Origin of the sequence: Plantactinospora sp. KLBMP9567, from assembly GCF_033446045.1 — a bacterium.
In the GTDB taxonomy this organism is placed as follows: Bacteria; Actinomycetota; Actinomycetes; order Mycobacteriales; family Micromonosporaceae; genus Plantactinospora.
The window spans coordinates 44,959-70,651 of the sequence record NZ_JAWQRR010000047.1; the positions used below are offsets into that span (position 1 = coordinate 44,959).

25 protein-coding genes and 1 riboswitch are annotated in these 25,693 nt (G+C 71.9%); of the genes, 16 read left to right on the plus strand and 9 right to left on the minus strand.

Annotated elements, in window-relative coordinates; all coding sequences use genetic code 11:
- Positions 1-70: 70 nt before the first annotated feature.
- Positions 71-499 carry a hypothetical protein gene (locus R6Y94_RS35580; protein WP_318400897.1) on the plus strand — a complete coding sequence of 143 codons (429 nt, stop codon included), beginning with the start codon at positions 71-73 and terminating at the stop codon, positions 497-499.
- A gap of 14 nt (positions 500-513) precedes the next feature.
- A complete protein-coding gene (locus R6Y94_RS35585; RefSeq protein ID WP_318400899.1) occupies positions 514-813 on the plus strand; it encodes a DUF4229 domain-containing protein in 300 nt (99 codons plus the stop codon).
- A 101-nt stretch (positions 814-914) separates the two neighbouring features.
- Here the strand turns inward: R6Y94_RS35585 and R6Y94_RS35590 are convergent, their stop codons facing one another.
- On the minus strand, positions 915-2,273 hold the full coding sequence (locus tag R6Y94_RS35590; protein ID WP_318400901.1) for a C39 family peptidase: 1,359 nt from the start codon (positions 2,271-2,273) through the stop codon (positions 915-917).
- Between the two features lie 211 nt (positions 2,274-2,484).
- Between R6Y94_RS35590 and R6Y94_RS35595 the strand changes: the two genes are divergently transcribed.
- Complete coding sequence (locus R6Y94_RS35595) at positions 2,485-4,395, plus strand: M14 family zinc carboxypeptidase (protein WP_318400903.1); 1,911 nt, start codon at positions 2,485-2,487, stop codon at positions 4,393-4,395.
- A gap of 44 nt (positions 4,396-4,439) precedes the next feature.
- Here R6Y94_RS35595 and recQ read toward each other — a convergent pair whose 3' ends face one another.
- The gene (gene recQ / locus R6Y94_RS35600) at positions 4,440-6,278 is read right to left on the minus strand and encodes a DNA helicase RecQ (protein ID WP_318400905.1); all 1,839 of its coding nucleotides are present in this window, start codon (positions 6,276-6,278) and stop codon (positions 4,440-4,442) included.
- 188 nt (positions 6,279-6,466) lie between these two features.
- A riboswitch (cobalamin riboswitch) is annotated at positions 6,467-6,564 on the plus strand.
- Between the two features lie 108 nt (positions 6,565-6,672).
- Here recQ and R6Y94_RS35605 point away from each other — a divergent pair.
- From R6Y94_RS35605 to R6Y94_RS35615, 3 genes are all read left to right on the plus strand, one after another.
- Positions 6,673-7,605, plus strand: coding sequence for an ABC transporter substrate-binding protein (locus R6Y94_RS35605; protein ID WP_318400907.1), 933 nt, complete (start codon positions 6,673-6,675; stop codon positions 7,603-7,605).
- 86 nt (positions 7,606-7,691) lie between these two features.
- Entirely contained in the window at positions 7,692-8,726 is a 1,035-nt protein-coding gene (locus R6Y94_RS35610; protein WP_318400964.1) for an iron ABC transporter permease, read from the plus strand.
- On the plus strand, positions 8,723-9,544 hold the full coding sequence (locus tag R6Y94_RS35615) for an ABC transporter ATP-binding protein (protein WP_318400909.1): 822 nt from the start codon (positions 8,723-8,725) through the stop codon (positions 9,542-9,544). Before R6Y94_RS35610 ends, R6Y94_RS35615 begins: the two co-directional genes overlap by 4 nt.
- A 123-nt stretch (positions 9,545-9,667) precedes the next feature.
- Here R6Y94_RS35615 and R6Y94_RS35620 read toward each other — a convergent pair whose 3' ends face one another.
- From R6Y94_RS35620 to R6Y94_RS35640, 5 genes are all read right to left on the minus strand, one after another.
- Entirely contained in the window at positions 9,668-10,405 is a 738-nt protein-coding gene (locus tag R6Y94_RS35620; protein ID WP_318400911.1) for an ABC transporter permease, read from the minus strand.
- Between the two features lie 14 nt (positions 10,406-10,419).
- A complete protein-coding gene (locus tag R6Y94_RS35625) occupies positions 10,420-11,364 on the minus strand; it encodes an ABC transporter ATP-binding protein (protein ID WP_318400912.1) in 945 nt (314 codons plus the stop codon).
- Positions 11,361-11,681 (minus strand): transcriptional regulator, encoded by a 321-nt coding sequence (locus tag R6Y94_RS35630; protein ID WP_318400914.1) that lies wholly within the window; start codon positions 11,679-11,681, stop codon positions 11,361-11,363. Before R6Y94_RS35630 ends, R6Y94_RS35625 begins: the two co-directional genes overlap by 4 nt.
- Positions 11,678-12,412 (minus strand): transporter, encoded by a 735-nt coding sequence (locus R6Y94_RS35635; RefSeq protein ID WP_318400915.1) that lies wholly within the window; start codon positions 12,410-12,412, stop codon positions 11,678-11,680. The genes R6Y94_RS35630 and R6Y94_RS35635 overlap by 4 nt, the downstream gene beginning before the upstream one ends.
- Before the next feature lie 176 nt (positions 12,413-12,588).
- Positions 12,589-14,586: a HelD family protein gene (locus R6Y94_RS35640; protein WP_318400916.1), complete on the minus strand. Its 1,998-nt coding sequence runs from the start codon at positions 14,584-14,586 to the stop codon at positions 12,589-12,591.
- Positions 14,587-14,987: 401 nt separating this feature from the next.
- Between R6Y94_RS35640 and R6Y94_RS35645 the strand changes: the two genes are divergently transcribed.
- The 3 genes from R6Y94_RS35645 (at position 14,988) to R6Y94_RS35655 (ending at position 17,800) form a co-directional block, all read left to right on the plus strand.
- Complete coding sequence (locus tag R6Y94_RS35645; protein ID WP_318400917.1) at positions 14,988-15,569, plus strand: ArsR/SmtB family transcription factor; 582 nt, start codon at positions 14,988-14,990, stop codon at positions 15,567-15,569.
- Positions 15,570-15,632: 63 nt separating this feature from the next.
- Positions 15,633-16,955 carry an MFS transporter gene (locus R6Y94_RS35650; protein ID WP_318400918.1) on the plus strand — a complete coding sequence of 441 codons (1,323 nt, stop codon included), beginning with the start codon at positions 15,633-15,635 and terminating at the stop codon, positions 16,953-16,955.
- Positions 16,952-17,800 (plus strand): menaquinone biosynthetic enzyme MqnA/MqnD family protein, encoded by an 849-nt coding sequence (locus tag R6Y94_RS35655; protein WP_412102958.1) that lies wholly within the window; start codon positions 16,952-16,954, stop codon positions 17,798-17,800. The genes R6Y94_RS35650 and R6Y94_RS35655 overlap by 4 nt, the downstream gene beginning before the upstream one ends.
- A 63-nt stretch (positions 17,801-17,863) precedes the next feature.
- On the opposite strand, the gene R6Y94_RS35660 is transcribed toward R6Y94_RS35655, so the two are convergent.
- Both R6Y94_RS35660 and R6Y94_RS35665 read right to left on the minus strand, forming a co-directional pair.
- Positions 17,864-18,820 carry a serine hydrolase gene (locus R6Y94_RS35660; protein ID WP_318400919.1) on the minus strand — a complete coding sequence of 319 codons (957 nt, stop codon included), beginning with the start codon at positions 18,818-18,820 and terminating at the stop codon, positions 17,864-17,866.
- Positions 18,820-19,779: a hypothetical protein gene (locus R6Y94_RS35665; protein WP_318400921.1), complete on the minus strand. Its 960-nt coding sequence runs from the start codon at positions 19,777-19,779 to the stop codon at positions 18,820-18,822. The genes R6Y94_RS35660 and R6Y94_RS35665 overlap by 1 nt, the downstream gene beginning before the upstream one ends.
- A gap of 397 nt (positions 19,780-20,176) precedes the next feature.
- On the opposite strand from R6Y94_RS35665, the gene paaA reads away from it, so the two are divergent.
- The 7 genes from paaA to R6Y94_RS35700 all read left to right on the plus strand — a co-directional run bounded on the left by paaA (position 20,177) and on the right by R6Y94_RS35700 (position 25,667).
- Positions 20,177-21,247: a 1,2-phenylacetyl-CoA epoxidase subunit PaaA gene (gene paaA / locus R6Y94_RS35670; RefSeq protein WP_318400923.1), complete on the plus strand. Its 1,071-nt coding sequence runs from the start codon at positions 20,177-20,179 to the stop codon at positions 21,245-21,247.
- Positions 21,244-21,546, plus strand: coding sequence for a 1,2-phenylacetyl-CoA epoxidase subunit PaaB (paaB, locus tag R6Y94_RS35675; RefSeq protein ID WP_318400924.1), 303 nt, complete (start codon positions 21,244-21,246; stop codon positions 21,544-21,546). Before paaA ends, paaB begins: the two co-directional genes overlap by 4 nt.
- A complete protein-coding gene (gene paaC / locus R6Y94_RS35680; protein ID WP_412102959.1) occupies positions 21,543-22,289 on the plus strand; it encodes a 1,2-phenylacetyl-CoA epoxidase subunit PaaC in 747 nt (248 codons plus the stop codon). Before paaB ends, paaC begins: the two co-directional genes overlap by 4 nt.
- A complete protein-coding gene (paaD, locus tag R6Y94_RS35685) occupies positions 22,286-22,774 on the plus strand; it encodes a 1,2-phenylacetyl-CoA epoxidase subunit PaaD (RefSeq protein WP_318400928.1) in 489 nt (162 codons plus the stop codon). The genes paaC and paaD overlap by 4 nt, the downstream gene beginning before the upstream one ends.
- A complete protein-coding gene (gene paaE, locus R6Y94_RS35690; protein ID WP_318400930.1) occupies positions 22,771-23,883 on the plus strand; it encodes a 1,2-phenylacetyl-CoA epoxidase subunit PaaE in 1,113 nt (370 codons plus the stop codon). Before paaD ends, paaE begins: the two co-directional genes overlap by 4 nt.
- A 181-nt stretch (positions 23,884-24,064) precedes the next feature.
- A complete protein-coding gene (locus tag R6Y94_RS35695; protein WP_318400931.1) occupies positions 24,065-24,340 on the plus strand; it encodes a hypothetical protein in 276 nt (91 codons plus the stop codon).
- A 61-nt stretch (positions 24,341-24,401) separates the two neighbouring features.
- A complete protein-coding gene (locus R6Y94_RS35700) occupies positions 24,402-25,667 on the plus strand; it encodes a phospholipase D-like domain-containing protein (protein WP_318400933.1) in 1,266 nt (421 codons plus the stop codon).
- Positions 25,668-25,693 lie beyond the last annotated feature (26 nt).

Below are 25,693 nucleotides of genomic sequence, written 5' to 3' on the forward strand. Positions count from 1 at the left end.
GGTCATGAGCGGGCGGAGCGGGCGCGGATCGGGGTCGACGTCTGCCGGTGGAGCACAGCGGAGAGGCGGCATGACCGAGCGGAGCGAGCGGGCACCCTTTCCCCGCCGGGACGACCAGGGGCGGATCGTGGTCCTGGCCGACCTGCTCGGCGTCGCCCTGGTCGGGGTGGTCGTCGGGCTGGTGGCGCTGCTCGTCATCGATTTCGGTGCCTCCCTGGTCGGCCTCGGCGAGTTCGGCCGGGCGAGCGGGTGGCTCGCGGTGGTCCTGCCGGCCTGGATCTTCGTCGAGGAGTTCCGGGCCTGGCGGTTCGGTCCCGCCCGGGTCGCGGCGGCGCTGGTGGCCGCGGCCGTCGGGATCGCCGCCGGGCTGCTCGCCGCCGGGCTGGCCGAGTCGACCCCGCCGCTGGTCTCGGGCGGGGTGGCCGCGGCGGTCTTCGCCATGGCGTACGCGTTGGTCTGGTTTGCCGGCGTCCGCTGGCTCGCCGGCCGGACGAACTGATCGGAGATGCGCAGATGAGTCCCGCGGTGAAGTACACGCTGGGCCGGATCGGGCTGTTCGTGGCGGTCGCCCTGGCGCTCTGGCCGGTCGAGATGAACCTCTTCCTCAAGCTCATGCTGGCGGTGGCGTTCTCCGCCGCGCTGGCGTTCTTCCTGCTGCGCGGCTGGCGGGACGAGATGGCCCAGCAGTTGGCCGGGGCGGCGGAGAAGCGCCGGGCCGAGAAGGAGCGGCTGCGCGCCGCGCTGGCCGGGGAGGAGAAGCCGACCGACGCGGAGAAGCCGACCGACGGGGAGAAGCCGACCGACAGGTCCTGAGCCGTGCTGCGCGGATCCGGCACGGCACCGACCCGTACCCGGACGCCGTTGGCCGGGCACGGGTCGGGTGATCCTCCCCAGGTGAGCTGGCGTCGGTGCCGCTACCAGTTGGTGGAGCCGGCCAGCTTCGGCCAGGGCCTCCCGCACGGCTTCATCAGGTACGCGATCCCGCCCGACCCGCCGGAGACCCCGCCACTGGCGTTGATCCGCTTGGTCCGCTGCCAGATCTGCTCGAACTGGTCCCGCCGGTAGACGTTGCGCACCGCGTCGTTGGCCAACGACGCGGGGTCGTTGACGACCACGTCGCCGTCGGCGGTGAAGCCGACCACCACGAACAGGTGCCCGGAGGTGCCGTAGTTGGCCCCGTCCAGCTCCTCGGCCAGGAAGGACTGGCTGGTGACCACCGGAATGCCGGCGGCGATGAAGTGCTCCAGCTCGTCGAGCGAGTGCAGCCGGGTCACCTTGGCGTCCAACCCGTACGAGGCGGCGTACGCGGTGTTGAACGGCCAGTTGCCACAGCCTTCGTACGCGTAGTCGTAGGTCATCCGGGCGGCGTGGTTGACCGACGGGTCGGGGTAGCTGGGGTCGACCCAGGAGGTCTCCTCGGCGGACGGCTTCCGGCCCCAGTACTCCAGCACCATCGTGGTGGAGGTCGGCGAGCACCAGGCCTGGCCGCCGCCGTTGTACTCGGGGTAGTGCCCGGCGTGGATGTTCTGCGAGTAGCGGGGCACCGCCAGCTCCCGGCCCCAGGCGATCCGGCCGGCGCTGGCCGGCACGGTGAACCGGTCCGGCACCAGCGAGCTCATCGCGCCGAGCAGCCAGACCCGGGGTGACCGGCGGCTCTCCGGCGCGCGGTAGAGGGTCAGCCGCAGTTGGTACGCCCGCAGCAGCACCCCGGCAGCGACGTCGTCGATCGAGAAGGTGTCGGTCCAGATCGTCGAGTACGGGTCGCCCTGCCGGTTCACGCTGGTACGCCGGATGTCCTGGTCGCCGGCGGCCCACCGACCCATGACGTACCACGGGGTCAGGGCGCCGGTGTTGTAGGTGCCCTGGAGTTCGACCTGGATCCAGGTGCCGGCCGGGGTCTCGGCGTTCCACGAGGCGACCAGTTCGCTGGCGTCGAAGCCGACCGGGGTGACCGGCGAGGTCCAGGTGGCGTACGACCAGGTGCGGGTGGTGCCGGTGTGCGGGTCGGCGTACTCGGTGGTGCCGGCCGGGCGCAGCATGGCGATCCCGGTGCGCGCGCCGGGAAGGGCGACGGTGCCCTGGTGGGTGCCGCGCCGCCAGTCGGCGTAGCGGGAGAAGCCCTGCCAGGTGATCTGCTCGTCGTGCGGTGCCGGGCGGGGGCGACCGGTCGCGGCGCCGGCCCGGGCCGGCACGCCGGTGCCGAGCAGGGCCAGGCCGGAGAGGCCGGCGAGGGTGAAGGTGCGTCGGCTGATCTGGTTCGGCGAACTGGCCATCGATGCTCCGCAGGGGGACGAAGGTCGGGGTCCTGTCGCCACTATTCCGCTCGGCAGGAAGTTTCGCCAGATGTTCAAGCCAAGAAAATCTTTGCCGAGATAAGGGTCGAACTGGCATTGGACGTCAAGTGATCCATATTGATATGACCATGATACGGATGGTGCAGTGTGCACTACCCAGCGGAGTCCTCCCTACCCCCAGGAGGTTTACATGCCCTTCCGCACCTGGATGTCCGGGCCGTCGATCCGGCACCGGGCCCGGGCCGGCGCGCTCGCCGGCACCGTCGTACTCGGACTCGTCGTGGCCGGTATCGGCCCGGCGGCCGGCGCCGCCAGCGCCCGACCGGACCGGGCCGACACGGAACCGGCCACCAGCGCCGAATACCGGGTGACCGGCCCACGCACCCTGGCCGACCGCAACGCGGTGGCCGCCACCGGCACCAGCATCGACTACGTCGAGCACGGCGCGCTCTACGTCACCGCGACCGCCGCCGAGGTGAAGGCGATCACCGCGCTCGGCTTCGAGGTGGCGGCCGTACCAGCGGCGCCGGACCGGGGTCAGCACGAGCACGCCGATGTCGGGGTGCTCGACTTCCCGCCGGCCGACTCGGCGTACCACAACTACGCCGAGCTGAACGCGGTGCTCAACCAGGTGGTCGCCGACCATCCGACCATCGCCCGCCGGTCCAGCATGGGTACCTCCTACGAGGGACGCGACCTGCCGGTCATCAAGATCTCCGACAACGTCGGCACCGACGAGAACGAGCCGGAGATCCTGTTCAACTCGCAGCAGCACGCCCGCGAGCACCTGACCGTCGAGATGGCGATCTACCTGCTCAACCTCTTCACCGACAACTACGGCTCAGACTCCCGGATCACCAACATCGTCAACAGCCGGGAGATCTGGATCGTCCCGACGGTCAACCCGGACGGCAGCGAGTACGACATCGCCACCGGCTCCTACCGGTCCTGGCGGAAGAACCGGCAGCCGAACAGCGGATCGTCGAACGTCGGCACCGACCTGAACCGGAACTGGGGCTACAACTGGGGCTGCTGCGGCGGCTCGTCCGGCTCGACCTCCTCGGAGACCTACCGGGGCCCGTCGGCGTTCTCCGCGCCGGAGACCGCCCGGCTGCGTGACTTCGTCAACAGCCGGGTCGTCGGCGGCACCCAGCAGATCAAGGTCAACATCGACTTCCACACGTACTCGCAGCTCGTGCTCTGGCCGTACGGCTACACCACCGCGAACACCGGTCCGGGGCTGAACGCCGACCAGGAGCGGACCTTCCGGACCCTCGGCCAGCAGATGGCCGCCACCAACGGCTACACCCCGGAACAGTCCAGCGACCTCTACATCACCGACGGGGACAGCCTGGACTGGATGTGGGCGACCCACAACATCTTCGCGTACACCTTCGAGATGTACCCGGGCTCGTCCGGTGGCGGCGGCTTCTACCCGCCCGACGAGGTGATCCCGGCGCAGACCTCCCGCAACCGGGAGGCGGTGCTGATCCTGAGCGAGTACGCAGACTGCCCGTACCGGGTGGTCGGGCTCCAGGCGACGTACTGCGGCACCGGCGGGGGCACCACGGTCTGGTCGGACACCTTCGAGGCCGCGACCGGCTGGACCGTCAACCCGGCCGGTACCGACACCGCGACCTCGGGGGCGTGGGAACGGGGCACCGCGCAGGCGACCACCTCCAGCGGCGCCAAGCAACTCGCCCCGTACGCCGGCAACAACGACCTGGTCACCGGCCGGCTGGCCGGCGCGGCGGCCGGTGACCATGACGTGGACGGCGGGCTGACCAGCGCACAGTCGCCGGCGATCACGCTGCCCGGGAGCGGCACGTTGACGCTTTCCCTGGCCTGGTATCTCGCGCACGGCTCGAACGCCTCGTCCGCGGACTACCTGCGGGTGAGCGTGGTGCACAGTGGCGGGACCACCCAACTGCTCAACCAGGCCGGCGCGGCCAGCAACCGCAACGGCAGTTGGACCACCGCCACCGCCAACCTGTCGGCGTACGCCGGGCAGTCGGTGCGGCTGCTGGTGCAGGCCGCCGACGCCTCCGGGGCCAGCCTGGTGGAGGCGGCGATCGACAACGTGACAATCACCAGCTCGTAGCGGCCCGACCCCCGAGCCCGCTCGCTGGCGGGCTCGGGGGCGCCTCACTCGGCGAGGGTGTCCAGGATCTGCTGCCCGTACTTCGCGAGCTTGTTCTCCCCGACGCCGTTGACCCGGGCCAGCTCGGCCAGGGTGGCCGGCGGCTCGGCCGCGATCTGCCGCAGGGTCGCGTCGTGGAAGATGACGTACGCCGGCACGCCCTGCTCCTTGGCGGTGGCCGCACGCCAGGCCCGGAGCCGTTCGAAGACCGGTTCGGCGGTCGGCGGCAGCGCGACGGCGGCGGCCCCGGCGGCCCGGGGCTTCGCGGTCCGGCCGCTCGACGCGGCCCGGGGCGCCTCCCGGCGCATCATCACCTCGCGCCGCTTGCCGAGGACGTCCGCGCTGGTCTCGGTGAGCACCAGCGTGCCGTAGTCGCCCTCGACCGCCAGCAGCCCCTGGGCGAGCAGTTGCCGGACCACCCCGCGCCACTCGGACTCGGTCAGCTCGGTGCCGATGCCGAAGACGCTGAGCGTGTCGTGCCGGTGCTGGGTGACCTTCTCGGTCTGCCGGCCGAGCAGGATGTCGATGGACTGGCCGGCGCCGAATCGCTGGTCGCGCTCGCGGTGCAGGCGCAGCACGGTGGAGAGCAGCTTCTGCGCCGCGATGGTGCCGTCCCAGGACTCGGGCGGGGCCAGGCAGGTGTCGCAGTTGCCGCACGGCCCGCTCTGCTGGCCGAAGTATCCGAGCAGTTGGACCCGCCGGCACTGGACCGTCTCGCAGAGCGCCAGCATGGCGTCGAGGTGTGTGCCGAGCACCCGGCGCCGGGCCAGGTCGCCGTCGGAACCCTCGATCAGCTTGCGCTGCTGCACCACGTCCTGCAACCCGTACGCCAGCCAGGCGGTCGAGGGCAGGCCGTCCCGACCGGCCCGGCCGGTCTCCTGGTAGTAGCCCTCGATCGACTTCGGCAGGTCGAGATGGGCGACGAAGCGTACGTCGGGCTTGTCGATCCCCATCCCGAAGGCGATCGTCGCGACCATCACCAGCCCGTCCTCGCGGAGGAACCGCTGCTGGTTGGCGGCCCGGATGGGCGCGTCCAGCCCGGCGTGGTAGGGCAGTGCCGGGATGCCGTTCTGCACGAGGAACTCGGCGGTCTTCTCCACCGAGGCCCGGGACAGGCAGTAGACGATGCCGGCGTCACCGGGATGCTCGGTGCGGAGCAGGTCGAGGAGCTGCTTCTTCGGCTCCCGCTTCGGCACGATCCGGTACTGGATGTTGGGCCGGTCGAAGCTGGCGACGAAGTGCCGGGCGTCCTTGAGGTTGAGCCGTGCCGCGATCTCGGCATGGGTGTCCGGAGTGGCGGTGGCGGTCAGCGCGATCCGGGGGACCGTCGGCCACCGCTCGTGCAGCATCGACAGGGCCAGGTAGTCCGGGCGGAAGTCGTGGCCCCACTGGGCGACGCAGTGCGCCTCGTCGATCGCGAACAGCGCGATGGTGCCGCGGTCGAGCAGCCGGAGCACGTGCTCGGAGCGGAGCGCCTCGGGGGCGAGGTAGAGCAGGTCGAGGTCGCCGGCGAGGAAGGCCGTCTCGACCAGCCGGCGGGCCTCGAAGTCCTGGGTGGAGTTGAGAAAGCCGGCGCGTACCCCGAGGGTGGTCAGGGCGTCGACCTGGTCCTGCATCAGGGCGATGAGCGGCGAGATCACCAGTCCGACCCCGTCCCGGACGAGCGCGGGGATCTGGTAACAGAGCGACTTGCCGGCGCCGGTCGGCATCAGCACCAGCGCGTCGCCGCCGCTCACGAGCTGGTCGATGATCTCGTGCTGGTCGCCTCGGAAGCTGTCGTAGCCGAAGATCCGGCGCAGCACGTCGAGGGCCTCGCCGGTCGGCTGCTCGGTGGGGAGGGCCATTCGGCGGATTCTACGAGGCCCACCCGACGGAAACCCGTCCCCGGCCACGTGCCCCCGGAGAAAGTCCGCCGTCCTGAGCGGCCGCCCAGACAGCTTCTGATCAGCGGGAACGGTGTGCGGATGGCGCTGTGCCGCTGCCGGGTCACGGAACGGATGCGCTACCGTTGCCCCGACCACCCCGCAGCGAAGCCGGTGTGAAACCGGCGCTGTCCCGCAACTGTGATGCCTCCCGCACCCGCTCGCCGCCCTCGGGCGGCCCGAGCCGGCATGCGGAGGATGAGCCAGGTCGCCTGCGGTGCGGTCGCGGAAAGCGCCTTCGAGGAAGGGCGCCCCGTGGGCGGGGGGCACAGGCACCTGTCGGCGGAGCACCAGACCTCACCCGACAGGAGGACCGATGACCCGACGTACGCCACGACTGCTGGCCGCGCTGCTGGCCGGCGCGGCGCTGGCCCTGACCGGCTGCGCCGCCGACGACCCCGGCCAGGAGGCGGCCCCGAGCGCCAGCGGTGCCAGCTATCCGGTGACCGTCGGCGCGCTCACCCTCGACGACCGCCCCGAGAAGATCGTCGTACTCGGACCGACCGCCACCGAGATGCTCTTCGCGATCGGCGCCGGTGGCCAGGTCGCCGCCGTCGACGACAACTCGAACCATCCGGCCGAGGCGCCGAAGACCGAGTTGTCGGCGTTCACCCCGAACGCCGAGGCGATCGCGGCGAAGAACCCCGACCTGGTGGTACTCACCAACGACCTGAACAAGATCGTGGACCAGCTCGGCCAGTTGAAGATCCCGCACTACCTGGCACCGGCGGCGAAGACGCTGGACGACACGTACCGGCAGATCACCGACCTCGGCACGCTCACCGGGCATTCGGCCGAGGCGGCCGACCTGGTCACCCGGATGAAGGGCGACATCGGGAAGCTGGTGGCGGACGTGCCGCAGCGGCCGGCGAAGCTGAGCTACTTCTACGAACTCGGTCCGGAGTACTACTCGCTGACCAGCAAGACCTTTGTCGGTTCGCTGTTCGGGATGGTCGGGTTGGAGAACATCGCCGACCCGGCCGACGCCGACGGCTCCAAGGGCGGCTATCCGCAACTCGGCGAGGAGGCGATCATCAAGGCCGACCCGGACCTGGTCTTCCTGGCCGACACCAAGTGCTGCCAGCAGTCCGCCCAGACGGTCTCGGCCCGCAAGGGCTGGTCCGGGATGACCGCGGTGAAGAACAACCAGATCGTCGGGCTCGACGACGACATCGCGTCCCGGTGGGGCCCCCGGGTGGTCGAACTGCTCCGGGTCATCGTGGACGCGGTCGCCAAGGTGCCCGCTTGAGCACAGCCGGCGCTCCGGTCCGCCCCGACGCCCCGGTCGCCCCCGGCCGGGCCGCCCGGGAGGGCCGGCCCGCCCGGCCCGCCGGGCTGCGCCGCCGGTGGCTGGTCGCCGGCCTCGCGGCGGTACTGGTCGCCGGGGTGGCCGGCATCGCGTTCGGGCCGGTCAGCCTGCCGCCGGGCGGCGTCGCGATCGAGCTGCTCAATCTGGTACCCGGGGTGCACCTGCACAGCGGCCTGAACGAGCGTGAGATCGCCATCGTCACCGAGCTGCGGCTGCCCCGGGTGGTGCTCGGCCTGCTCGTCGGCGGGATGCTGGCCCTGGCCGGCGGCTGCTACCAGGGCGTCTTCCGCAACCCGCTGGCCGACCCGCACCTGCTCGGCGTCGCCGCCGGAGCCGGTCTCGCGGTTACCGCCGTGATCGTGGTTCGCGGGGTCACCGGCGCCGACGTCACGGTCGGGCTTCCGGTCACCGTGCCGCTGGCCGCGTTCGTCGGCGCGCTCGGCGCGGTGCTGCTGACCTACCTGCTCGGCGCGGCCGGCGGCCGGGACCGCTCCCCGGCCACGCTGATCCTGGCCGGGGTGGCGGTCTCCGCCTTCCTCGCCGCCGGTCAGACCTACCTGCTGCAACGCAACGCCGAGAGCATCCAGGAGGTCTACTCCTGGATGCTCGGCCGGCTCGCCACCGCCGGCTGGCACGACGTACTGGTGGTGCTGCCGTACGCGGTGTTCACCACCGCCGTGGTGCTGGTGCACCGGCGCGAACTCGACGTACTGGCGCTCGGCGACGACGAGGCGAGCAGCCTCGGGCTGCACCCGCAGCGCTCCCGGCTGCTGCTGGTCGCCGCCGCCTCGCTGGCCACCGCCGCCGCCGTCTCGGTCTCCGGGCTGATCGGCTTCGTCGGCGTCATCGTCCCGCACGTCGTACGGATGCTGGCCGGGGCGAGCTACCGGGCGGTCCTGCCGCTGTCGGTGCTCTTCGGCGGCGCCTTCCTGACCCTGACCGACCTGGCGGCGCGGACCGTCGCCGCACCGGCCGAGATCCCGATCGGCGTGGTGACCGCGCTGCTCGGTGGCCCGTTCTTCGCGATCGTGCTGCGCACCACCCGGCGGGTGGCGGAATGACCGCCCCGACCCGGGCGACCGCCCCGACCGGCGTCGCCGTCGAGGTGACCGACCTCGGCATCACCCTCGGCGGGGCACGCATCCTGACCGGGGTCAGCCTCTCGGTCCGGACCGGGGAGTGGGTCACCGTGATCGGACCCAACGGCGCCGGCAAATCCACCCTGCTCCGCGCGGTCGGCGGGCTGTTGCCGGCCAACACCGGGTCGGTCTCCCTCTTCGGTACGCCGATCGCCCGGCTCCGCCGCCGGGACCGGGCCCGGACGGTGGCGACGGTGCCGCAGTCCCCGGTCGTGCCGGCCGGAATGGCGGTACTCGACTACGTGCTGCTCGGCCGTACCCCGTACGTGCCGCCGCTGGGCCGGGAGTCCGCCGCCGACCTGGCGGTCGCGTACGACGTTCTGGACCGGCTGGACCTGACCGGATTCGCCGCCCGGCCGCTGGCGACCCTCTCCGGGGGCGAGCGGCAGCGGGTCTTCCTGGCCCGGGCACTGGCCCAGGGCGCCCCGCTGCTGCTGCTCGACGAGCCGACCAGTGCGCTGGACATCGGCCACCAGCAGGAGGTGCTGGAACTCGTCGACCAGCTCCGCACCGACCACGGCCTGACGGTGCTGGCCACCATGCACGACCTCTCGGTCGCCGGCGAGTACGCCGACCGGATGGTGCTGGTCGCCGCCGGTGCGGTGGTCGCCGACGGCCCGCCCCGGGCGGTGCTCACCGATGACCTGCTCGGTACGCACTACCGGGCCCGGGTCCGGGTGATCGAGGGCGAGCACGGCCCCCTCGTCGTCCCGGTCCGGACCCGCCGTGCCGCCTCCTAGCAGGTCGGGATCCGGCGGTGCGGCAGCCATATGCCCTTCGAGCGTGATACCACGGTGTCATCAGGATGACTCCCTGGTATCAGCGCGAAGAGGGAGGTGCGCGCCCGGCGGGCGACACCGCGACTAGCTGAACCGCCGCCCCTCGTCCCGCTGGTACGCCCAGCCGGCGACCGTGGCCAGCAGCGCGATCCAGACGCCGAGCATCACCAGCGAGAGCCGGTCGACCGGGAAGTCGCCGACGGCCGCCCACATCAGCTCGACCGCGCCGCGGGTCGGCAGGTAGGGAGCGATCGCCTCGATGAACCCTGGCGAGTCGCCGGGCGGAAAGAGCAGCCCGCCGCCGAAGGCCAGTGGGAAGAAGACGACCTGGGCGACCACGATCGCCGCCTTGCTCGGCAGCGAGTAGCCGATCGCGAGCCCCATCAGGGTGAACGGCACCGCGATCACCAGGACCGTACCGAGCGCGGCCAGGAAGGCCGGGCCGGTCAGCCGGGCCTCGGTGGCCACCGCCGCGATCACCACCACCGGGAGCAGCGAGATCAGGGTCAGGATCAGGCCGGCGAGGATCCGACCGGCGAACCGGGGTGCGGCCCCGGCGGGCAACGTCCGCAGGTACGGGTCCCAGGGCTGCGCCCGGTCCTCGGCCACCCCGATGCCGTACTGGAAGATGTTGGTGCTCATCACCGAGAAGGTGACCATCGAGGCGGTGGCGTAGGTGGCGATCGCCGGATCGTCGCCGCTGAACGGGACGACGAAGAAGAGCATCGAGGCGGCCGGGAAGAAGGCGCTGCCGACCAGCGCGATCGGGATCCGGACCGTCTCCAGCAACTGGTATCTGGCGTGCACGAGCGAGAGTCGCACGATCGGTTCCTCCGTCACACGTCGGCGGGCTGGGGAGCGGGCTGTGGCTGGGGGGCGGGCTGTGGCTGGGGGGCGGACCGCGCCTCGGGGTCGGACGACGCCTCGGTGATGGCCAGGAAGGCGTCCTCCAGGCTGCTCGGCCGGATCTCCAGATCGGCGAAGGGGGTACCGCTGCGCACCAGGTCCCGGACGAGTTGGTCCGCGTCGGTGGTGAGCAGGTGGGTGACGCCGTCGACCTGCTCCACGGCCCGTACTCCGGGCAGTGCCGGCAACTCCGGGGCGACCAGGCTGACCCGGCGTACCCCGACCAGGTCGCGGATCGCGCTGACGCTGTCGTCGGCGAGTACCCGGCCGTGGCCGAGCACCACCACCCGGTGCGCCAGCGCCTCGATCTCCTCCAGGTAGTGGCTGCTCAGCAGCACCGTGCCGCCGTCGGCGTGGAACTGGCGGATGCCGTCCCAGAGTTCGCGGCGGGCGGTCACGTCCAGTCCGGTGGTCGGCTCGTCCAGGAAGACCAGCCGGGGACGGCCGACGAAGGCGAGCGCGACCGCCAGCCGGCGCTTCTGCCCGCCGGAGAGGCCACCGGTCTGCCGCCGGACCAGGTCGTCGATGCCGAACCGGCCGAGCAGCTCGGCCCGGGGGACCGGGTCGGCGTAGTGCGCGGAGACGAAGTCGACCACCTCGCCGACCCGCAGGGTGGGCGGCAGCCCGGTCTCCTGCGGCGTCATCCCGATCTGCCGGCGGCACGCCGGGTCGCGGGGGTCGCCGCCGAAGAGTTCGACCCGGCCGGAGCTGACCCGGCGCAGCCCGACCAGCAGGCTCAGCAGGGTGCTCTTGCCGGCGCCGTTCGGGCCCAGCAGGCCGACCAGTTCGCCGGCCGGGAGTTCGAGGTCGACCCGGTCGAGGGCGGTGACGTCGCCGTACCGGCGGGTGGCCTGGACGGCGCGGGCGAGAATCATGGCTTTTCCTCCGTCTGGGGCGGATCGAGCAGGGCGCGTACCGCCAGGGTGTATTCCTCGAAGGCGAACCGGCCGCGTTGGGTGAGCCCGACGAGCGTGGTCGGGGTGCGGCCCTGGTGGGTCTTGACGATCTCGACGTAGCCGGCCTCTTCGAGCTTGCGCAGGTGCACCGAGAGGTTGCCGGCGGTCATCTGGAGGATGTCCTGGAGCCGGGGGAAGGTGATCCGGTCGCCGCCCCGCAGGGTGGCGAGGGTCGCGGTCACCCGTAACCGGGCCTGTGCGTGGATCACGGGGTCGAGTTCGGGAAGGCCGGTCACGAGATGCTCCGGGCGCTCCCGCTCGGGGTGCCCGACATGCCGGCGGCGAGGTTCCGGCTGCGATGGCGGTCGCGGAGCAGGAAGTGGACCCCGGCCACCAGCATCCCGCCACCACCGAGGACCGAGATCACCAGGGCGTGCCAGCCGGATCCGGCGATCAGTCCGGCGATGTTGATGACGCTGATCCAGACGCCGAGCCGGAACAGGTTGCGGTCCAGCCAGATCGCGCCGCCGGCCATGTGCAGGGCGCCGGTGAGCCCGACGGCCACGCCGGCCCAGAGCAGTCCGGCGACGTCCTCGGGCAGGTGGTCGGAGACCCGGCCGAGCACCGTGCTGATGCCGCTGAACCCGAGGCCCCAGGCCAGGCCGTACCACAGGCCGCGCCGGCTGGAGTCGCCGGTGACCTGCCCGTACGTCCGGCCGCCGACGATCCCCGAGATGATCCCGGCGGCGACCAGCAGGGTGAGCAGGGTGAGCAGTGGCAGCCAGGTGGGCAGGTCGACGAAGACCCGGCCGTCCGGCCCGAAGCGCAGGAAGAACAGGCCGAAGCCGATCAGCCAGGCGAGGCCCCAGGGCCAGTAGTACCAGAGCAGGTTGGGGCTGAGCCTGCGGGCCGCCTCGGCCTGCTGCTCGGCGATCAGCCGCAGTGCGGCGGCCGGGTCGGGGGGCGGCAGTTCGTCGCGGTCGTCGGTGGGGCTTCCGGTGCGGTCGTCGTCAAAGTTCCCGGTCACGTAAACAAGTTTACAATACAAAGTCCATGACCGCACCAAGTAGTTTTCGGACGGTCGAAGCGGGCGTCAGCCGGCCGGCAGCGGGATGTTGAGCAGGCCGAGCCCGTACTGGACGCCGTCCGGGCCGGTCCCCCCGGGATTCGGACCCCGGACCGGACGGCGCTCGGCGCGGCCGGTCAGAGCGGCGCGGGCAGCGGTTCGCTGTGCAGCACGGCGAGCCGGGAGACCGCCCGGGTCAGCACCACGTAGAGCCGGTGCAGACCGCGCGGTTCCGCCGCCACGATCCGGGCCGGCTCGACCACGATCACGTGGTCGTACTCCAGGCCCTTGGCCAGGGTGGCCGGCACCACGGTGACCCGGGCCGCCGTCTCGACCTCGTCGGTGGTGGCGGTCGGGATGCCGGCGCCGGCCAGCGCGGCGCGCAGCCCGTCCGTCTCGGCCTCGGCGGCGATCACCGCGATCGAGCCGTCGTGAGCCAGCGCCGCCCGCACCTCGGCCACCGTCGCCGCCGGTAGGTCGGACACGGTACGGATGTCCAGCGCACCGTCGGAGCGCAGCGACTCGGCCGGCGGTACGTCCACGGCCAGCGCCGGCAGCAGCCGGTTCGCCAGCGCCACCACCGCGGCCGGTACCCGGAACCCCATGGTCAGCGGCACCACCGAGGCGTCCGGCTTGCCGAGGTGCCGCAGCGACTCCCGCCAGTCGGTGGCGGCCCACGGGGCGGTGCCCTGGGCGAGGTCGCCGAGGAGCGTGACCGAGCCGTGCTCGCTGCGCCGGGCGATCACCCGGCACTGCATCGGGGAGAGGTCCTGGGCCTCGTCGACCACCACGTGCCCGAAGCTGGACAGCCGCTCGACCAGCCCCGCCGCCTCGTCGACCAGTACGGCGTCGGCGGCGGTCCACTTCGTCGCCTTCGGGGTGCGGGGCGGCTTCGACCAGGTCAGCAGGGCCTGCTCGGCCTCGGTGAGCAGCCCGTCGGCGGCGGCCGCCAGCGTCTCGGGGTCGGCCAGCAGCCGGTGCACCAGCCCGTCCGGGGTGACCGCCGGCCAGCAGTGGTCGAGGAACTCGGTGACCGGCTTCGCCCGGCCCATCCGACGCAGCCAGCCCTCGCCGGGTGAGTCGCCCCTTCGGGCCTCCGACTGCCGTTGCAGCAGGCCGACCACCCGGGCCCGGACCCGTTCCCGGCCGGTGGCGTACGGCAGCCCCTCCCGGCGGGCCTCCTCGACGATCCGGCGCAGCGCCTCCGTCGTCACCCGCCATCGGTACGAGCCGTCGGAGACCACGATCGGCTCCTCCGGTGCCCGCAACAGCCCGGCCAGGGCCCGGCGCAGCACCTCGGCCATCCGGGGATCGTGCTTGAGCGCAGCGGTGGCCGGGGGGTCAACGGCACGTACCGGGGTGCCGAGCAGGTCCTCCACGGTCGCCTGGGTCACCTCGACCTCGCCCAGCGCCGGCAGTACCGCCGAGATGTACGACAGGAACGCCCGGTTCGGCCCGACGACCAGCACGCCCGATCGGCGCAGCCGCTCCCGGTGCAGATAGAGCAGGTACGCGGCCCGGTGCAGCCCGACCGCCGTCTTCCCGGTCCCCGGCGCCCCCTGTACGCAGATCGAGTCGGCCAGCTCGGCCCGGACCAGCTCGTCCTGCTCCGGCTGGATGGTGGCGACGATGTCCCGCATCGGCCCGACCCGGGGGCGTTCGATCTCGGCGGTCAGGATCCGGCTGGCGATGCCGTACTCCTCACCCCGGTCGAGGTGTTCGTCCTCGAAGCTGGTGAGCTGGCCGACGCCGAAGCCGAACCGCCGCCGGACGCGTACCCCCTGCGGGTCGCGGACGGTGGCCCGGTAGAACGAGCGGGAGATCGGAGCCCGCCAGTCCAGCACCATCGGCTCGCCGGCCGGGTCGGTGACGTGCCGCCGCCCGATGTGGTGGCTGGCATCGGCGAAGTCGAGGCGGCCGAAGAAGAGCGGGGTGCCCGGGTCGTCGGCGAGTTCGGCGACCCGCCGGGAGAGGGTCCGGCCGAGCGTCTCGGCCGCGTACGCGTCACCGGCGACGTCCTGGCCGGTCCGGAAGAGCGACTCGGCGTGCTCCCGCATCCGCCGCAGGGCAGCCCGGGAGGCGGCCAGGTGTGCGCGTTCGTGGTCCAGGTCGGTGTCGAGGTCCTGTGCGGGCATGCTGGGTTCCCATCGGCGCGTCAGCGCGTCGGCTGCTCGCTCGCGTATCCGGGGGCGGATGGCCGGCACCCGGCGCGGGGACGTCCGCTGCGGTGCTTTCTCACCTCGGCCGTCAAGCGGCCAGCAAGCCTACCTGCGGCTCAGCTCCCGTTCCACCGAATTTCACCCGCCGCGCCGGCCGGACCGCCGGCCGGGTGCGCTCGCCAGCATGTCCGCCGGGGTGAAGGTGCGGACCTCCGGGTGGCGTGAGCGGTCTGGTCCGCCAGCGGGCCTCGCCGACTACAAACTGTTTGTAGCGCTGGCTGGTTGTACTACAAACAGTTTGTGCCACTCGTTCGCCGGACCTGCCGTGCCGCCCGGGTCGCTGCCGTCCGGTGGGCCGGAGACGGAATCATGGGCCCATGACCGAGCAGCCCGTCGAGCAGCGGCCGATGATGATCAGTGACCCGCAGGTGATGCGGGCGCTGGCGCATCCGGCCCGGCTCGAGATCATGGAGCATCTCACCACCACCGGGGCGGCGGTCACCGCCACCGAGTGTGCCGAGATCGTCGGGCTCTCGCCGAGCGCGGTCAGCTATCACCTGCGGGAGCTGGCGAAGTACGGGCTGGTCGAGCAGGCGCCGAGCCGGGGCGACGCCCGCGAGCGGCTCTGGCGCAGCAGCGTCGGCTCCTGGGGGGTGGAGGTCGGCCAGGACGCCTCACCGGAGGCGCGGGCCGCCGAGGAGACCCTGATCGAGGTCTACGCCGCCCGCGACATGGACCGGATCCGGAACTGGGCCCGGCGGGCCGGCGCGGAGCCGAAGGAGTGGTACGACGCTGCCCGGTACGGCGGTGCGGTGCTGATGCTGACCGCCGAGGAGTTGGTGGAGCTGAACGACCGGATCCGCGAGCTGATGCGGCCGTACCGGCGGCGGGAGCGGGCCGACCCGCCCGAGGGTTCCCGGCCGGTGATGGTCCACTACGCGGCGCTGCCGATGGAGTGAGCTGATCGGTTCGGGTCGGGTGGCTGGTTGCGTACGGAAGTTGTGAAGGATTACTTTCGAAGTATGTCCTTCACAACTTCCGGTCCCGCCTTGCCCGATGACGGCACGCCGGTGGTCTCCCGCTGGCGGGACGTCTACCTGGCCGCCGGTGCCCGGGCGGTGTCGAGCTGCGGCGACTTCCTCGCGGCGACCTCGCTGGCGCTCGCCCTGCAATCCGCCGGCGCCGGTGGGCTGGCGGTGTCCGGGGTGATGTTGGCCGCCACGCTGCCGCTGGTGCTGCTCGCCCCGCTGACCGGTCGACTGGCCGACCGGATGGACAGCCGCACCCTGCTGGTCTGGGCCGGTGCCGGCCAGGCGGTGGTCTGCGCCGCACTCGCCTTCGCCGGGAACACCGTCCTGATCCTGCTGCTCGCCGCGCTGCTCGCCTGCGGGCTGGCGGTGACCCAGCCGACCCTGGCCGCCCTGCTGCCCGAGATGGTGCGCCGGGACGACCTGCCCCGGGCCAGTGCGATCAACCTGACCGCCGGCTCGGTCGGCATCCTCGTCGCGCCGGCCCTGGCCGGGCTGCTGGTCGGCCAGTTCGGTGCCCGGATCCCGCTGCTGCTCGACGCCGGCAGCTACCTCGCGTTGATCGCGGCCGGGCTGCTGCTGCGTACCCGACGGGGTGGGCGACGGCCGACCGGAGCGGCCGGCGGGGCGAGCCCGGCACCGACGGCCCCGGCCTGGCGGCTGCGCCGCGACCCGCTGCTCTGGGCGATGGTGGCCGCGATCGCCGCGACGGTGGCCGGGGTGGGCGCGGTCAACGTGATCGAGGTCTTCTACGTACGCGAGACCCTGCACTCCTCGACCGCGATGTTCGGCCTGGTCAGCGCGGCCTGGACCGCCGGCATGCTGGTCGGCGCCTGGCTGCTGGCCGGTACCGCCCGGCGGGCCCGGGACGACGGTGCCCGGGTCACGGGCGTGCTGGGCATGCTCGGCGCGGCCTGCCTGCTCGTCGGGCTCGGCGCCACCGTGCCGGCCGCCGGCTGGCTGGTGCCGCTCTGGCTGGTCGGCGGCGTCGCCAACGGCGGGCTGAACGTCTTCAGCAACCTGGTACTGGCCAACCGGGTCCCGCCGGAGGCACGCGGTCGGGCCTTCGCCGCGCAGGGTGCCGCGATCCAGGGCGCCGGGATGTTCGGCTACCTGGCCGGCGGCATCCTGCTCGCCGGCTTCCCGCCCCGGCCGCTGGTCGCGGTGGCCGGGCTGGCCGGGCTGGCCGTGGTCGCCGCGGTGGCGCCGGTGGTACTGCGGGCCGCCCGGCTCGAGCGGGCCACGATGCGTCCTGGGCCACTTCCGCCCCGGTCGGCCGAGCGGCCGGTCGAGCCGGCGGCTACGGTCGGATCATGACCGAGCTGCGGCGACCCCGGGTAGGCCATATCCAGTTCCTCAACTGCCTGCCGATCTACTGGGGGCTGATGCGCTCCGGTGCGCTGATCGACGTCGAGCTGCACAAGGACTCGCCGGAGCGGCTCAGCGCCGCCCTGGTCGCCGGTGACCTCGACATCGGGCCGATCACGCTGGTCGAATATCTCAAGCACGCCGACGAGCTGCTGCTGCTCCCGGATCTCGCGGTCGGCAGCGACGGCCCGGTGCTCTCGGTCAACATCGTCTCCACCCGGCCGCTGGCCGAGCTGGACGGCGCCAAGGTCGCCCTCGGCTCCACCTCCCGGACCGGGGTGCTGCTCGCCCGGATGCTGCTCGCCCAGCAGTACGGCGTCGACCCGGAGTACTTCACCTGCCCGCCCGACCTGACCACCATGCTGCTGGAGGCCGAGGCCGGGGTGCTGATCGGCGACGTCGCGCTACGCGCCCTCTACGAGGCGCCCGGGCGCGGGCTGGCCGTCACCGACCTCGGCCTGGCCTGGCGGGAGTGGACCGGACTGCCGATGGTCTTCGCCGTCTGGGCCGTACGCCGGGACTTCGCAGCCAGCCATCCCGGCCAGGTCAAGGACGTGCACCAGGCGTTCCTGCGCTCCCGGGACCTCTGCCTGGCCGAACTCGACGAGGTGGCCGAGGCGGCGGCCCGGTGGGAGACCTTCGACGCGGCCACCCTGGCGTCGTACTTCCGGACGCTCGACTTCTCGCTGGGCGAGCGACAGGTGGCGGGGCTGCGGGAGTTCGCCCGCCGTGCCGTCGACCTGGCCGGCGTACCGCCGCTGCCGGCGGGCGGGCCGGTCTTCTTCTCCGCCTGACACTCGGCCCGCACCGCCGGCCGCGCCGCCTGGCGGCCCACCCCTCAGACCGCCGGGGCCTGGTCAGGTGGCGTCCGAGGCGGCCCGGAGTTGCCGGGCCACGTCCTCGCAGATCTTCGCCCCGTACGTGTAGCCGAGGTTGATCGCGTACCGGGTCTCCACCGCCATCGTCCAGCCGTCACCGATGGCCAGGCAGTTCACGGTGTACTTCTGCTCGCGTTGCCGGTCCACCCAGCCGTTCTTGACCCCGATGGTCTTCTGCTCGGCGGCCGGGAACGCCTTGCGGATGCCGAAGTTGCCCACTCCGCGCACCGCGCGCATCTCGTCGAGCAGCCACTCGGTCCACTTCGGCCCGGCGGCCCGGCCGTCGGCGATGCAGGCGCCCATCCGTGCGGTGTCCCGGGCCGAGAGCGCGGTCCGGCTCCAGCCTCCGTCGGCGGCCGGGCTGCTGTCGGTCAGGTCGCAGATGCTGATCAGCCGCTTGATCGACGCCGTACCGCCGTTGATTTCATAGAGGGTCTGCGCGGCGTTGTTGTCGCTGTCCCGAATCATGATCGAGACCTGGTTCATCCGGGCGTCGCTCGGGGTGTCGTCCTTCTCGGCGGCGCGGCGCAGGAAGTCCGCCCCGATCCACGCCTTGATCATCGAGGCGGTCGGGTTGGTCTCGTCCATGTTGGCCGAACCGGAGATCTTGCCGGTCCGGGTGTCCATCAGCGCCCAGTTCCACCAGCCGGCTTTGTCGATCTTCACGTTGGCCGGCGCCACCGGCAGCGGCGGCAGTTCGGGGCTGGGCGTCGGGGTGGGTGTGGCCGGCTTGCCCGGGGTGGTGGCGGTGGGACCGGCCGGGCCGGACGGTTCGCCCCACTTGGCGGCGGCGGTACTCGCCAGCGGCGAGCCCGGCATCAGCCGGAGCCCGACCAGCACCAGCACCAGCAGTACGCCCGCGATCAGGCTCAGCCGCAGCAGGGTGGACCGGTTGGCCCGGGCCTGCCGCTCGGCGGCGCGTTCCTCGGCGCCCATCAGGACTGCTTCACGGTGAGCGGCTGCGGCACCCTGAGCACGGCGCCCGGCTGCTCGGTGACCAGTTGGCTGGCGACGCTGGCGCAGACGTCGGCGCCGTAGTCGAGACCCTTCCGGCCGGAGTATCGGGTCATCACGGAGAGCACCCAGTCATCGGTGATCGCAAGGCAGTTCAGGTGCCACTTGCCGTCGGCGTTGATCAGTGTCCAGCCGTTCTTGATGCTGACCGGCCCCTGCGCGAGGATCCCCTTTGGCAGGCCGTCGATGATGCCCCAGCGGCCGCCGCCCTGCCGAGCCCGCTGATCCTTGGCGGCGGTCGTACCGCGTACCTTGGTCATCTCATCCAACACCCATTCGGTCCACTTCGGCCCGGCTGCCGTGCCGTCCTTGACGCACTCTCCCATCCGGACCGCGTCCCGAGGGGACATACTGGTGTAACTCCACCAAACGCGGCCCTCGCCGGCAGGAATCTCCTTGGCGGTCTCGGTGAGGTTGCACATCTTGATCAGGCGGTCCAGGGTGCTCGCGCCGCCAGCGGCGCTGTACAGGGCGTTCGCGGCGTCGTCGTTGCTGTCCCGGATCGCCGTGCTCGCCATCTTCAGGTACGCCGCGGGCGGCGTCTTGTCGCCGAGCCGGCGGAGGTAGTCCGAGACGATCCAGACCTTGATCATCGACTCGGTCGAGTTGGTCGAGGTCATGTTCCTGGAGCCGGAGATCTTTCCGCTCTCCCGGTCGAGCAGGGCCCAGGAGAAGAAGCCGTCCACCCCCTTCACCGTGACCGGCGCGGCGGCAAGGGTCGGCGGCGGCGGCGCGGACGGCTCGATCCCGACCGGCGCCTCCTCGGCCGAGGACGTGCTTCCGCCGGAGTCGGCCAGCCGGGCGTACGCGGCGGGCACGAGCAGCAGGCCGCCAAGCACGACTGTCGTGATGGCGAGCACCAGGGTCACGCGGGGACGCATGAGGATGGGGCTCCAAGGGTGAAGGTGAAGGCCGGGGGGCCGCTGTGTCCAGGGCGCTGTGCGTCTTGCTGTGTCGGCGGTGCCTCCGCCAGCCCCACACCGGCGGTCTGCTCCGCGCGCCCGAACTGCCGGGGGAGGTGGCAGGTCGGAACGGGGAAAGTTTACGTGGCCGGGTCCAATCCGCCAGATAGCGAAGGCCGGGAGTTATTCAGTGGCGCCTGGAAATGAGCCGTTATGTCGGTATAGATGCCGAATCTATGAGGCGGTGTGACCAGCCTCATTCACCCATCAGTGCGGACATTTGGTGCCGGGTAGCCGCCCAGCTCAGGGTCGGGTCTGTGCGGCATTTCTATTACACGTCTTGGTTACTCACTAGTTGGGCTGTAACACTTGCTGCGTGTACGGACATGACTTCCCGGTCCCGGATGACGGACCCGCCGGCGGCCTGCTCGATCAGGTCGAGGCGGCGGAGGCGGCGCTGCGGGCGGCCGCCGACCGTGGCCGTCCCGGGGACGACCCGGCCGTCGAGACCGACCCGCAGGACCACTTCACCGCCCTGATCGATGCGGACCAGAAGATCGAGCCCCGGGACTGGATGCCGGAGGCGTACCGGAAGACCCTGATCCGGCAGATCGCCCAGCACGCCCATTCCGAGATCATCGGCATGCAGCCGGAGGGCAACTGGATCAGCCGGGCACCCTCGCTCAAGCGCAAGGCGATCCTGCTCGCCAAGGTGCAGGACGAGGCCGGGCACGGGCTCTATCTCTACGCCGCCGCCGAGACCCTCGGGGTGACCCGGGACGAACTGGTCGAACTGCTGCTCGCCGGCCGGCAGAAGTACAGCTCGATCTTCAACTACCCGACGCTGACCTGGGCCGACGTCGGCGCCATCGGCTGGCTGGTGGACGGCGCCGCCATCGTCAACCAGGTCCCGCTCTGCCGGTGCTCGTACGGGCCGTACGCCCGGGCCATGATCCGGGTGTGCAAGGAGGAGTCCTTCCACCAGCGGCAGGGTTACGAGATCCTGCACACCCTCGCCCACGGCACCCCCGAGCAGCACGCGATGGCCCAGGACGCGGTGGACCGCTGGTGGTACCCGTCGCTGGCGATGTTCGGGCCGCCGGACGGCGACTCGACGCACTCCCGACAGTCGATGACCTGGAAGATCAAGCGGTTCTCCAACGACGAGCTGCGGCAGCGCTTCGTCGACATGTGCGTACAGCAGGCCGGTGTGCTCGGCCTCACCCTGCCCGATCCCGACCTGCGGTGGAACGAGTCCCGGCAGGCGTACGACTACACCCAGCCCGACTACGCCGAGCTGATGCGGGTGATCGCCGGGGACGGGCCGTGCAACCGGCAACGGATCGCGCACCGCCGCCGGGCGGACGCCGACGGTGCCTGGGTACGCGAGGCCGCGCAGGCGTACGCGGCCAAGCGGGCCGCCGCGCGTACGGCGGTGCCGGCGTGACCGCCCCGAGCCAGGGCCGGGCCGGCTGGCCGCTCTGGGAGGTCTTCGTCCGGGCCCGGCGCGGGCTGTCGCACACCCACGTCGGCAGCCTGCACGCACCCGACGCCGAGCTGGCGCTGCGCAACGCCCGGGACCTCTACACCCGGCGGCAGGAGGGGGTCTCGATCTGGGTCGTACCGGCCCAGGCGATCACCGCCTCCAGCCCGGACGAGAAGGACGCCTTCTTCTCCCCGGCCGCCGACAAGGTCTACCGGCACCCGACGTTCTATCCGGTGCCGGACGGGGCGGCGCACCTGTGAACACCCCTGGGGCACCTGTGAATACCACCGTCGACTACCTGCTCGGGCTCGGCGATGACGCCCTGGTCGCCGCGCAGCGGCTCGGCGAGTGGGTCGCCGCCGCACCCGAGCTGGAGGAGGACGTCGCGCTGGCCAACATCGCCCTGGACCAGCTCGGCGCCGCCCGGCTGCTGCTGAGCTACGCCGGAGAGCTGGAGGGCGCCGGCCGCGACGAGGACACCCTGGCGTACCTGCGCACCGACCGGGAGTACCGCAACTGCCTGCTGGTCGAGCTGCCGAACGGCGACTTCGCGATGACCATGGCGAAGCTGCTCTTCCTGTCGGCGTACCAGCTCCCGCTCTACACCGCGCTGAGCGGCTGCGCCGACGAGCGGCTCGCCGCCATCGCCGGCAAGGCCCGCAAGGAGGTGGCCTACCACCTCGACCACGCCAGCCTCTGGACGGTACGCCTCGGCGACGGCACCGCGGAGTCGCACCGGCGGATGCGGGCGGCGGTGGAGGAGCTGTGGCCGTACACCGGCGAGCTGTTCGCGGCCGACCCGGCCGCGCCGGTCGACCCGGCCGGGCTGCGCTCCGCCTTCCTGACGGGCGTCGAGCCGGTGCTGGAGACCGCCACGCTGGAGCGCCCGCCCGACGGCTGGGGGCCGACCGGCGGCCGGGCCGGGCTGCACACCGAGCACCTCTCCTACCTGCTCGCCGAGATGCAGGTGCTGCACCGGGCGCATCCGGGAGCCCGCTGGTGAGCACGGTCCGATCCGCGCGGGCGCGCCGGGCCGCGGCGGCGGTGGTCGACCCCGAGCTGCGGGTGCTGACCATCGAGGACCTCGGCGTGCTGCGGGACGTGACCGAGGACCCGGCGACCGGCCGGGTCACCGTGACCATCACCCCGACCTACACCGGCTGCCCGGCGATGGACGTGATCCGGGCCGACATCCGGGCCGCGCTGGCCGCCGCCGGGCATCCGGACGCCGAGGTCGTCACCGTCTTCGCCCCGGCCTGGACCACCGACTGGATCTCCGAGGCCGGCCGGGCCAAGCTGGCCGCCGCCGGGATCGCCCCGCCCGGGCCGGCGGGCCGGCGCCCCGTCCCGGTCACCCTGAGCGTCCGCTGCCCGCACTGCGGTGCCGCCGACACCGAGCAGGTCAGCCGGTTCGGCTCGACCGCCTGCAAGTCGCTGTGGCGGTGCCGGGCCTGTCGGGAACCCTTCGACCATCTGAGGGCGTTTTGAGCGTAACCATCAACCGGCCGGTCCGGCGCCGCCCGGTCTTCCACCCGCTGCCGGTCCGGGCGGTCGACCGGCTCACCGAGGACGCGGCCGCGGTCACCTTCGAGGTGCCGGCGCAGTTGCGGGAGACCTTCGCCTTCCGGGCCGGGCAGCACCTCACGGTGCGGCGGATCCTTCCGGACGGGGCGGAGGTGCGGCGGTCATACTCGATCTGCTCGACCCCGGCCGAGCTGGCCGCGACCGGACAGCTCCGGATCGGGGTGCGGGAGGTGCCGGGCGGCGCCTTCTCCAGCTTCGCGGTCTCGACGCTGCGGGCCGGCGACACGGTGGAGGTGCTGCCGCCGCTGGGGACGTTCGGCACGGCGTTCGCGCCGGACCGGGTCCGGCACTACGCCGGGGTGGTCGCCGGGTCCGGCATCACCCCGGTGCTGTCGCTGGTCGCGACCGCGCTCGCCGTCGAACCGGCCAGCACCTTCACCCTGGTGTACGGCAACCGCCACGGCCGCACCGTGATGTTCGTGGAGGAGCTGGCCGACCTGAAGGACCGCTACCCGGAGCGGCTGCACCTGGTGCACGTGCTGTCCCGGGAGCCGGGTGAGTCGCCGTTGCTCTCCGGCCGGGTCGACGCCGAGCGGCTGGGCCGGCTGCTCGACACCATCGTGCCGACCGGGCGGATCGACGAGTGGTTCCTCTGCGGCCCGTACGGCATGGTGCTGGACGCGCGGCGGGTGCTCGCCGAGCGTGGGGTGCCGGAGCGGGCCGTACACGCCGAGCTGTTCCACGTGGACGCGCCGCCCGCGCCGCCGGTCCGGCCGGCCGACACGGCGGCCGACGCCGGCACCGAGGTGACGATCCGGCTGGACGGCCGGGCGTCGAGCTTCCGGATGGGGCGGGACGAGCGGGTGCTCGACGCGGCCCTGCGGGTCCGGGGCGAGCTGCCGTACGCCTGCAAGGGCGGGGTCTGCTCGACCTGCCGGGCGAAGGTGGTCGCCGGCGAGGTGTCGATGGCCCGCAACTATGCCCTGGAGCCGGACGAGGTGGCCGCCGGGTACGTGCTGACCTGCCAGGCCAGCCCGGTCACCGACACGCTGGTGGTCGACTACGACGGCTGAGGCGGGGTTGTCCCGGGTCCGTTGTGATGCGGGCGGACATAGATCGCCATCGGTTGGTTCGACGCGTTGCGCGGATGACGGAAACCTTGCCGAACGCGGCTGCCGAAAGATAGACCGGCCTCTATCTTGAGTCGGTAGCGCCCCGGCGACTCGGCGGCGCCGCGGATCACGAGGAGAACCTATGCGTCGAGTTCGGACTGTCGTGGCGCTCGCCTTCGTCGGCGCGGCATTGCTGGTCGGGGCCGGTGTGCCGTCCCAGGCGGCGGTGTCGGGCGACCGCCGGGCCGTGGCCGACAACCCCTCCCCCTACCCCTTCGGTTCCTACTACACCCTCGACGCCTGTCGCTACTACGGGGAAAGCCTCGTCGCGGGTGGCGCGTGGCGTTACTACAACTGCGTCTACGAGTGGCGCAGCGGCCAGCCGCAGGGCTATTACTACCTCTACATGTACAACTGAGCCTGAAAAAATTCTTCTTTGGCCGTTGCTCCATTGAAGGATGTGTACTACCAAGGTATTCATGAGGATGCTCCGTACGCGTCGCGCCCGGGCCGGACTCGCGTCCTTCGCGGCGCTCGGCCTGCTGGCCACCAGCCTGCTCACCCCGCCCGCCGTGGCCGCCGGCCCCACCCCGGCCGACGCCGGTGACGGTGCGGCCACCGCGGCCGACCCGTTCCCGGCGTACACCCGGTTCAACGTCCCGGCCGAGGACGGCACCCGGGACCGGACCATCGAGGACGAGCTGGTCCGGCTGGCCGACGGCGTACCGGCCGGCAGCTACATCCGGGGCATCATGTACAGCTGGAGCTCTCCGGTGGTGGCCGAGGCGCTGAAGCGGGCGGCGGCCCGGGGGGTGATCGTCCGGATCGTGCTGGACGAGACCGGCGGCGGGGTGAACACCCGGGCCGACAACACCGCGGTACCGCTGCTCAAGTCGGCCAACCTCGACGACCTGGTGATCTGCGGCAAGACCTCGTCGACGGTGGCCGGCTCGACGGCGTGTATCGGCAACAAGAGCAACTCGATCAACCACAACAAGGTCTTCACGTTTTCCACCAGCGGCACCATGAAGCGGGTCGTCTTCGTCAGCTCGCAGAACCTCACCTTCAGCCAGAACAACCTCTTCAACAGCGCCCTGATCGTGCACGAGGACTACGACCTGTACGACCACTTCACGGCGTACTTCAACGACATGCGGGCGCAGCGGAAGAACAACGACTACTTCAACGCCGCCAACGGCTACTACAAGTCGCCGAACACCGCCGTCACCGTCTACCACTCGCCCCGGGCCGACAGCGACACCCTGGCGAACCGGCTGGCCGAGGTGAACGCGTACGCCAGCGGCTGTGCGGTGGACGTGGCGCACGCCCAGTTCACCGACGCCCGCCCGCAGGTCGCCACCCAACTGCGCCGGATCGGCCGGATGGGTTGCCGGGTCCGGGTCGTCTACGGCTCGATGGGCAGCACCGCGTACGCCACCCTGAACGGGCAGCCGAACGTCTCGCTGAAGAAGTACCACGACGCCGAGGCCAGCAACTACGACGGCCGGGTGGTCACCGTGCACTCGAAGAACATCATCATCAAAGGCACCTTCGCCGGGCTCGCCGGGCGCAGCGTCGTCTTCACCGGCTCGCACAACGTCACCGACCCCGCACTGACCGACCACGACGAGACCCTGGTGAAGATCGAGCACCCGACGGTCTGGAACGACTTCCACAACAACTTCGAGACGCTCTGGAGCCGGGCCAAGTGCGTCAACCCGGAGAACGGCAGCTGCACCACCTGAGCCGTTCCGGCGAGTTCATGATCACG

Excerpts from the sequence above, each read along its gene's own strand:
- R6Y94_RS35595 (WP_318400903.1), top strand. The coding sequence starts at position 2,485 with ATGCCCTTCCGCACCTGGATGTCCGGGCCGTCGATCCGGCACCGGGCC.
- R6Y94_RS35580 (WP_318400897.1), top strand. The coding sequence starts at position 71 with ATGACCGAGCGGAGCGAGCGGGCACCCTTTCCCCGCCGGGACGACCAG.
- R6Y94_RS35665 (WP_318400921.1), bottom strand. The coding sequence starts at position 19,779 with ATGCGTCCCCGCGTGACCCTGGTGCTCGCCATCACGACAGTCGTGCTT.
- R6Y94_RS35585 (WP_318400899.1), top strand. The coding sequence starts at position 514 with ATGAGTCCCGCGGTGAAGTACACGCTGGGCCGGATCGGGCTGTTCGTG.
- R6Y94_RS35615 (WP_318400909.1), top strand. The coding sequence starts at position 8,723 with ATGACCGCCCCGACCCGGGCGACCGCCCCGACCGGCGTCGCCGTCGAG.
- R6Y94_RS35640 (WP_318400916.1), bottom strand. The coding sequence starts at position 14,586 with ATGCCCGCACAGGACCTCGACACCGACCTGGACCACGAACGCGCACAC.
- R6Y94_RS35625 (WP_318400912.1), bottom strand. The coding sequence starts at position 11,364 with ATGATTCTCGCCCGCGCCGTCCAGGCCACCCGCCGGTACGGCGACGTC.
- R6Y94_RS35660 (WP_318400919.1), bottom strand. The coding sequence starts at position 18,820 with ATGGGCGCCGAGGAACGCGCCGCCGAGCGGCAGGCCCGGGCCAACCGG.
- R6Y94_RS35605 (WP_318400907.1), top strand. The coding sequence starts at position 6,673 with ATGACCCGACGTACGCCACGACTGCTGGCCGCGCTGCTGGCCGGCGCG.
- R6Y94_RS35700 (WP_318400933.1), top strand. The coding sequence starts at position 24,402 with ATGAGGATGCTCCGTACGCGTCGCGCCCGGGCCGGACTCGCGTCCTTC.
- R6Y94_RS35695 (WP_318400931.1), top strand. The coding sequence starts at position 24,065 with ATGCGTCGAGTTCGGACTGTCGTGGCGCTCGCCTTCGTCGGCGCGGCA.
- R6Y94_RS35650 (WP_318400918.1), top strand. The coding sequence starts at position 15,633 with ATGTCCTTCACAACTTCCGGTCCCGCCTTGCCCGATGACGGCACGCCG.
- R6Y94_RS35645 (WP_318400917.1), top strand. The coding sequence starts at position 14,988 with ATGACCGAGCAGCCCGTCGAGCAGCGGCCGATGATGATCAGTGACCCG.
- R6Y94_RS35590 (WP_318400901.1), bottom strand. The coding sequence starts at position 2,273 with ATGGCCAGTTCGCCGAACCAGATCAGCCGACGCACCTTCACCCTCGCC.
- R6Y94_RS35655 (WP_412102958.1), top strand. The coding sequence starts at position 16,952 with ATGACCGAGCTGCGGCGACCCCGGGTAGGCCATATCCAGTTCCTCAAC.
- recQ (WP_318400905.1), bottom strand. The coding sequence starts at position 6,278 with ATGGCCCTCCCCACCGAGCAGCCGACCGGCGAGGCCCTCGACGTGCTG.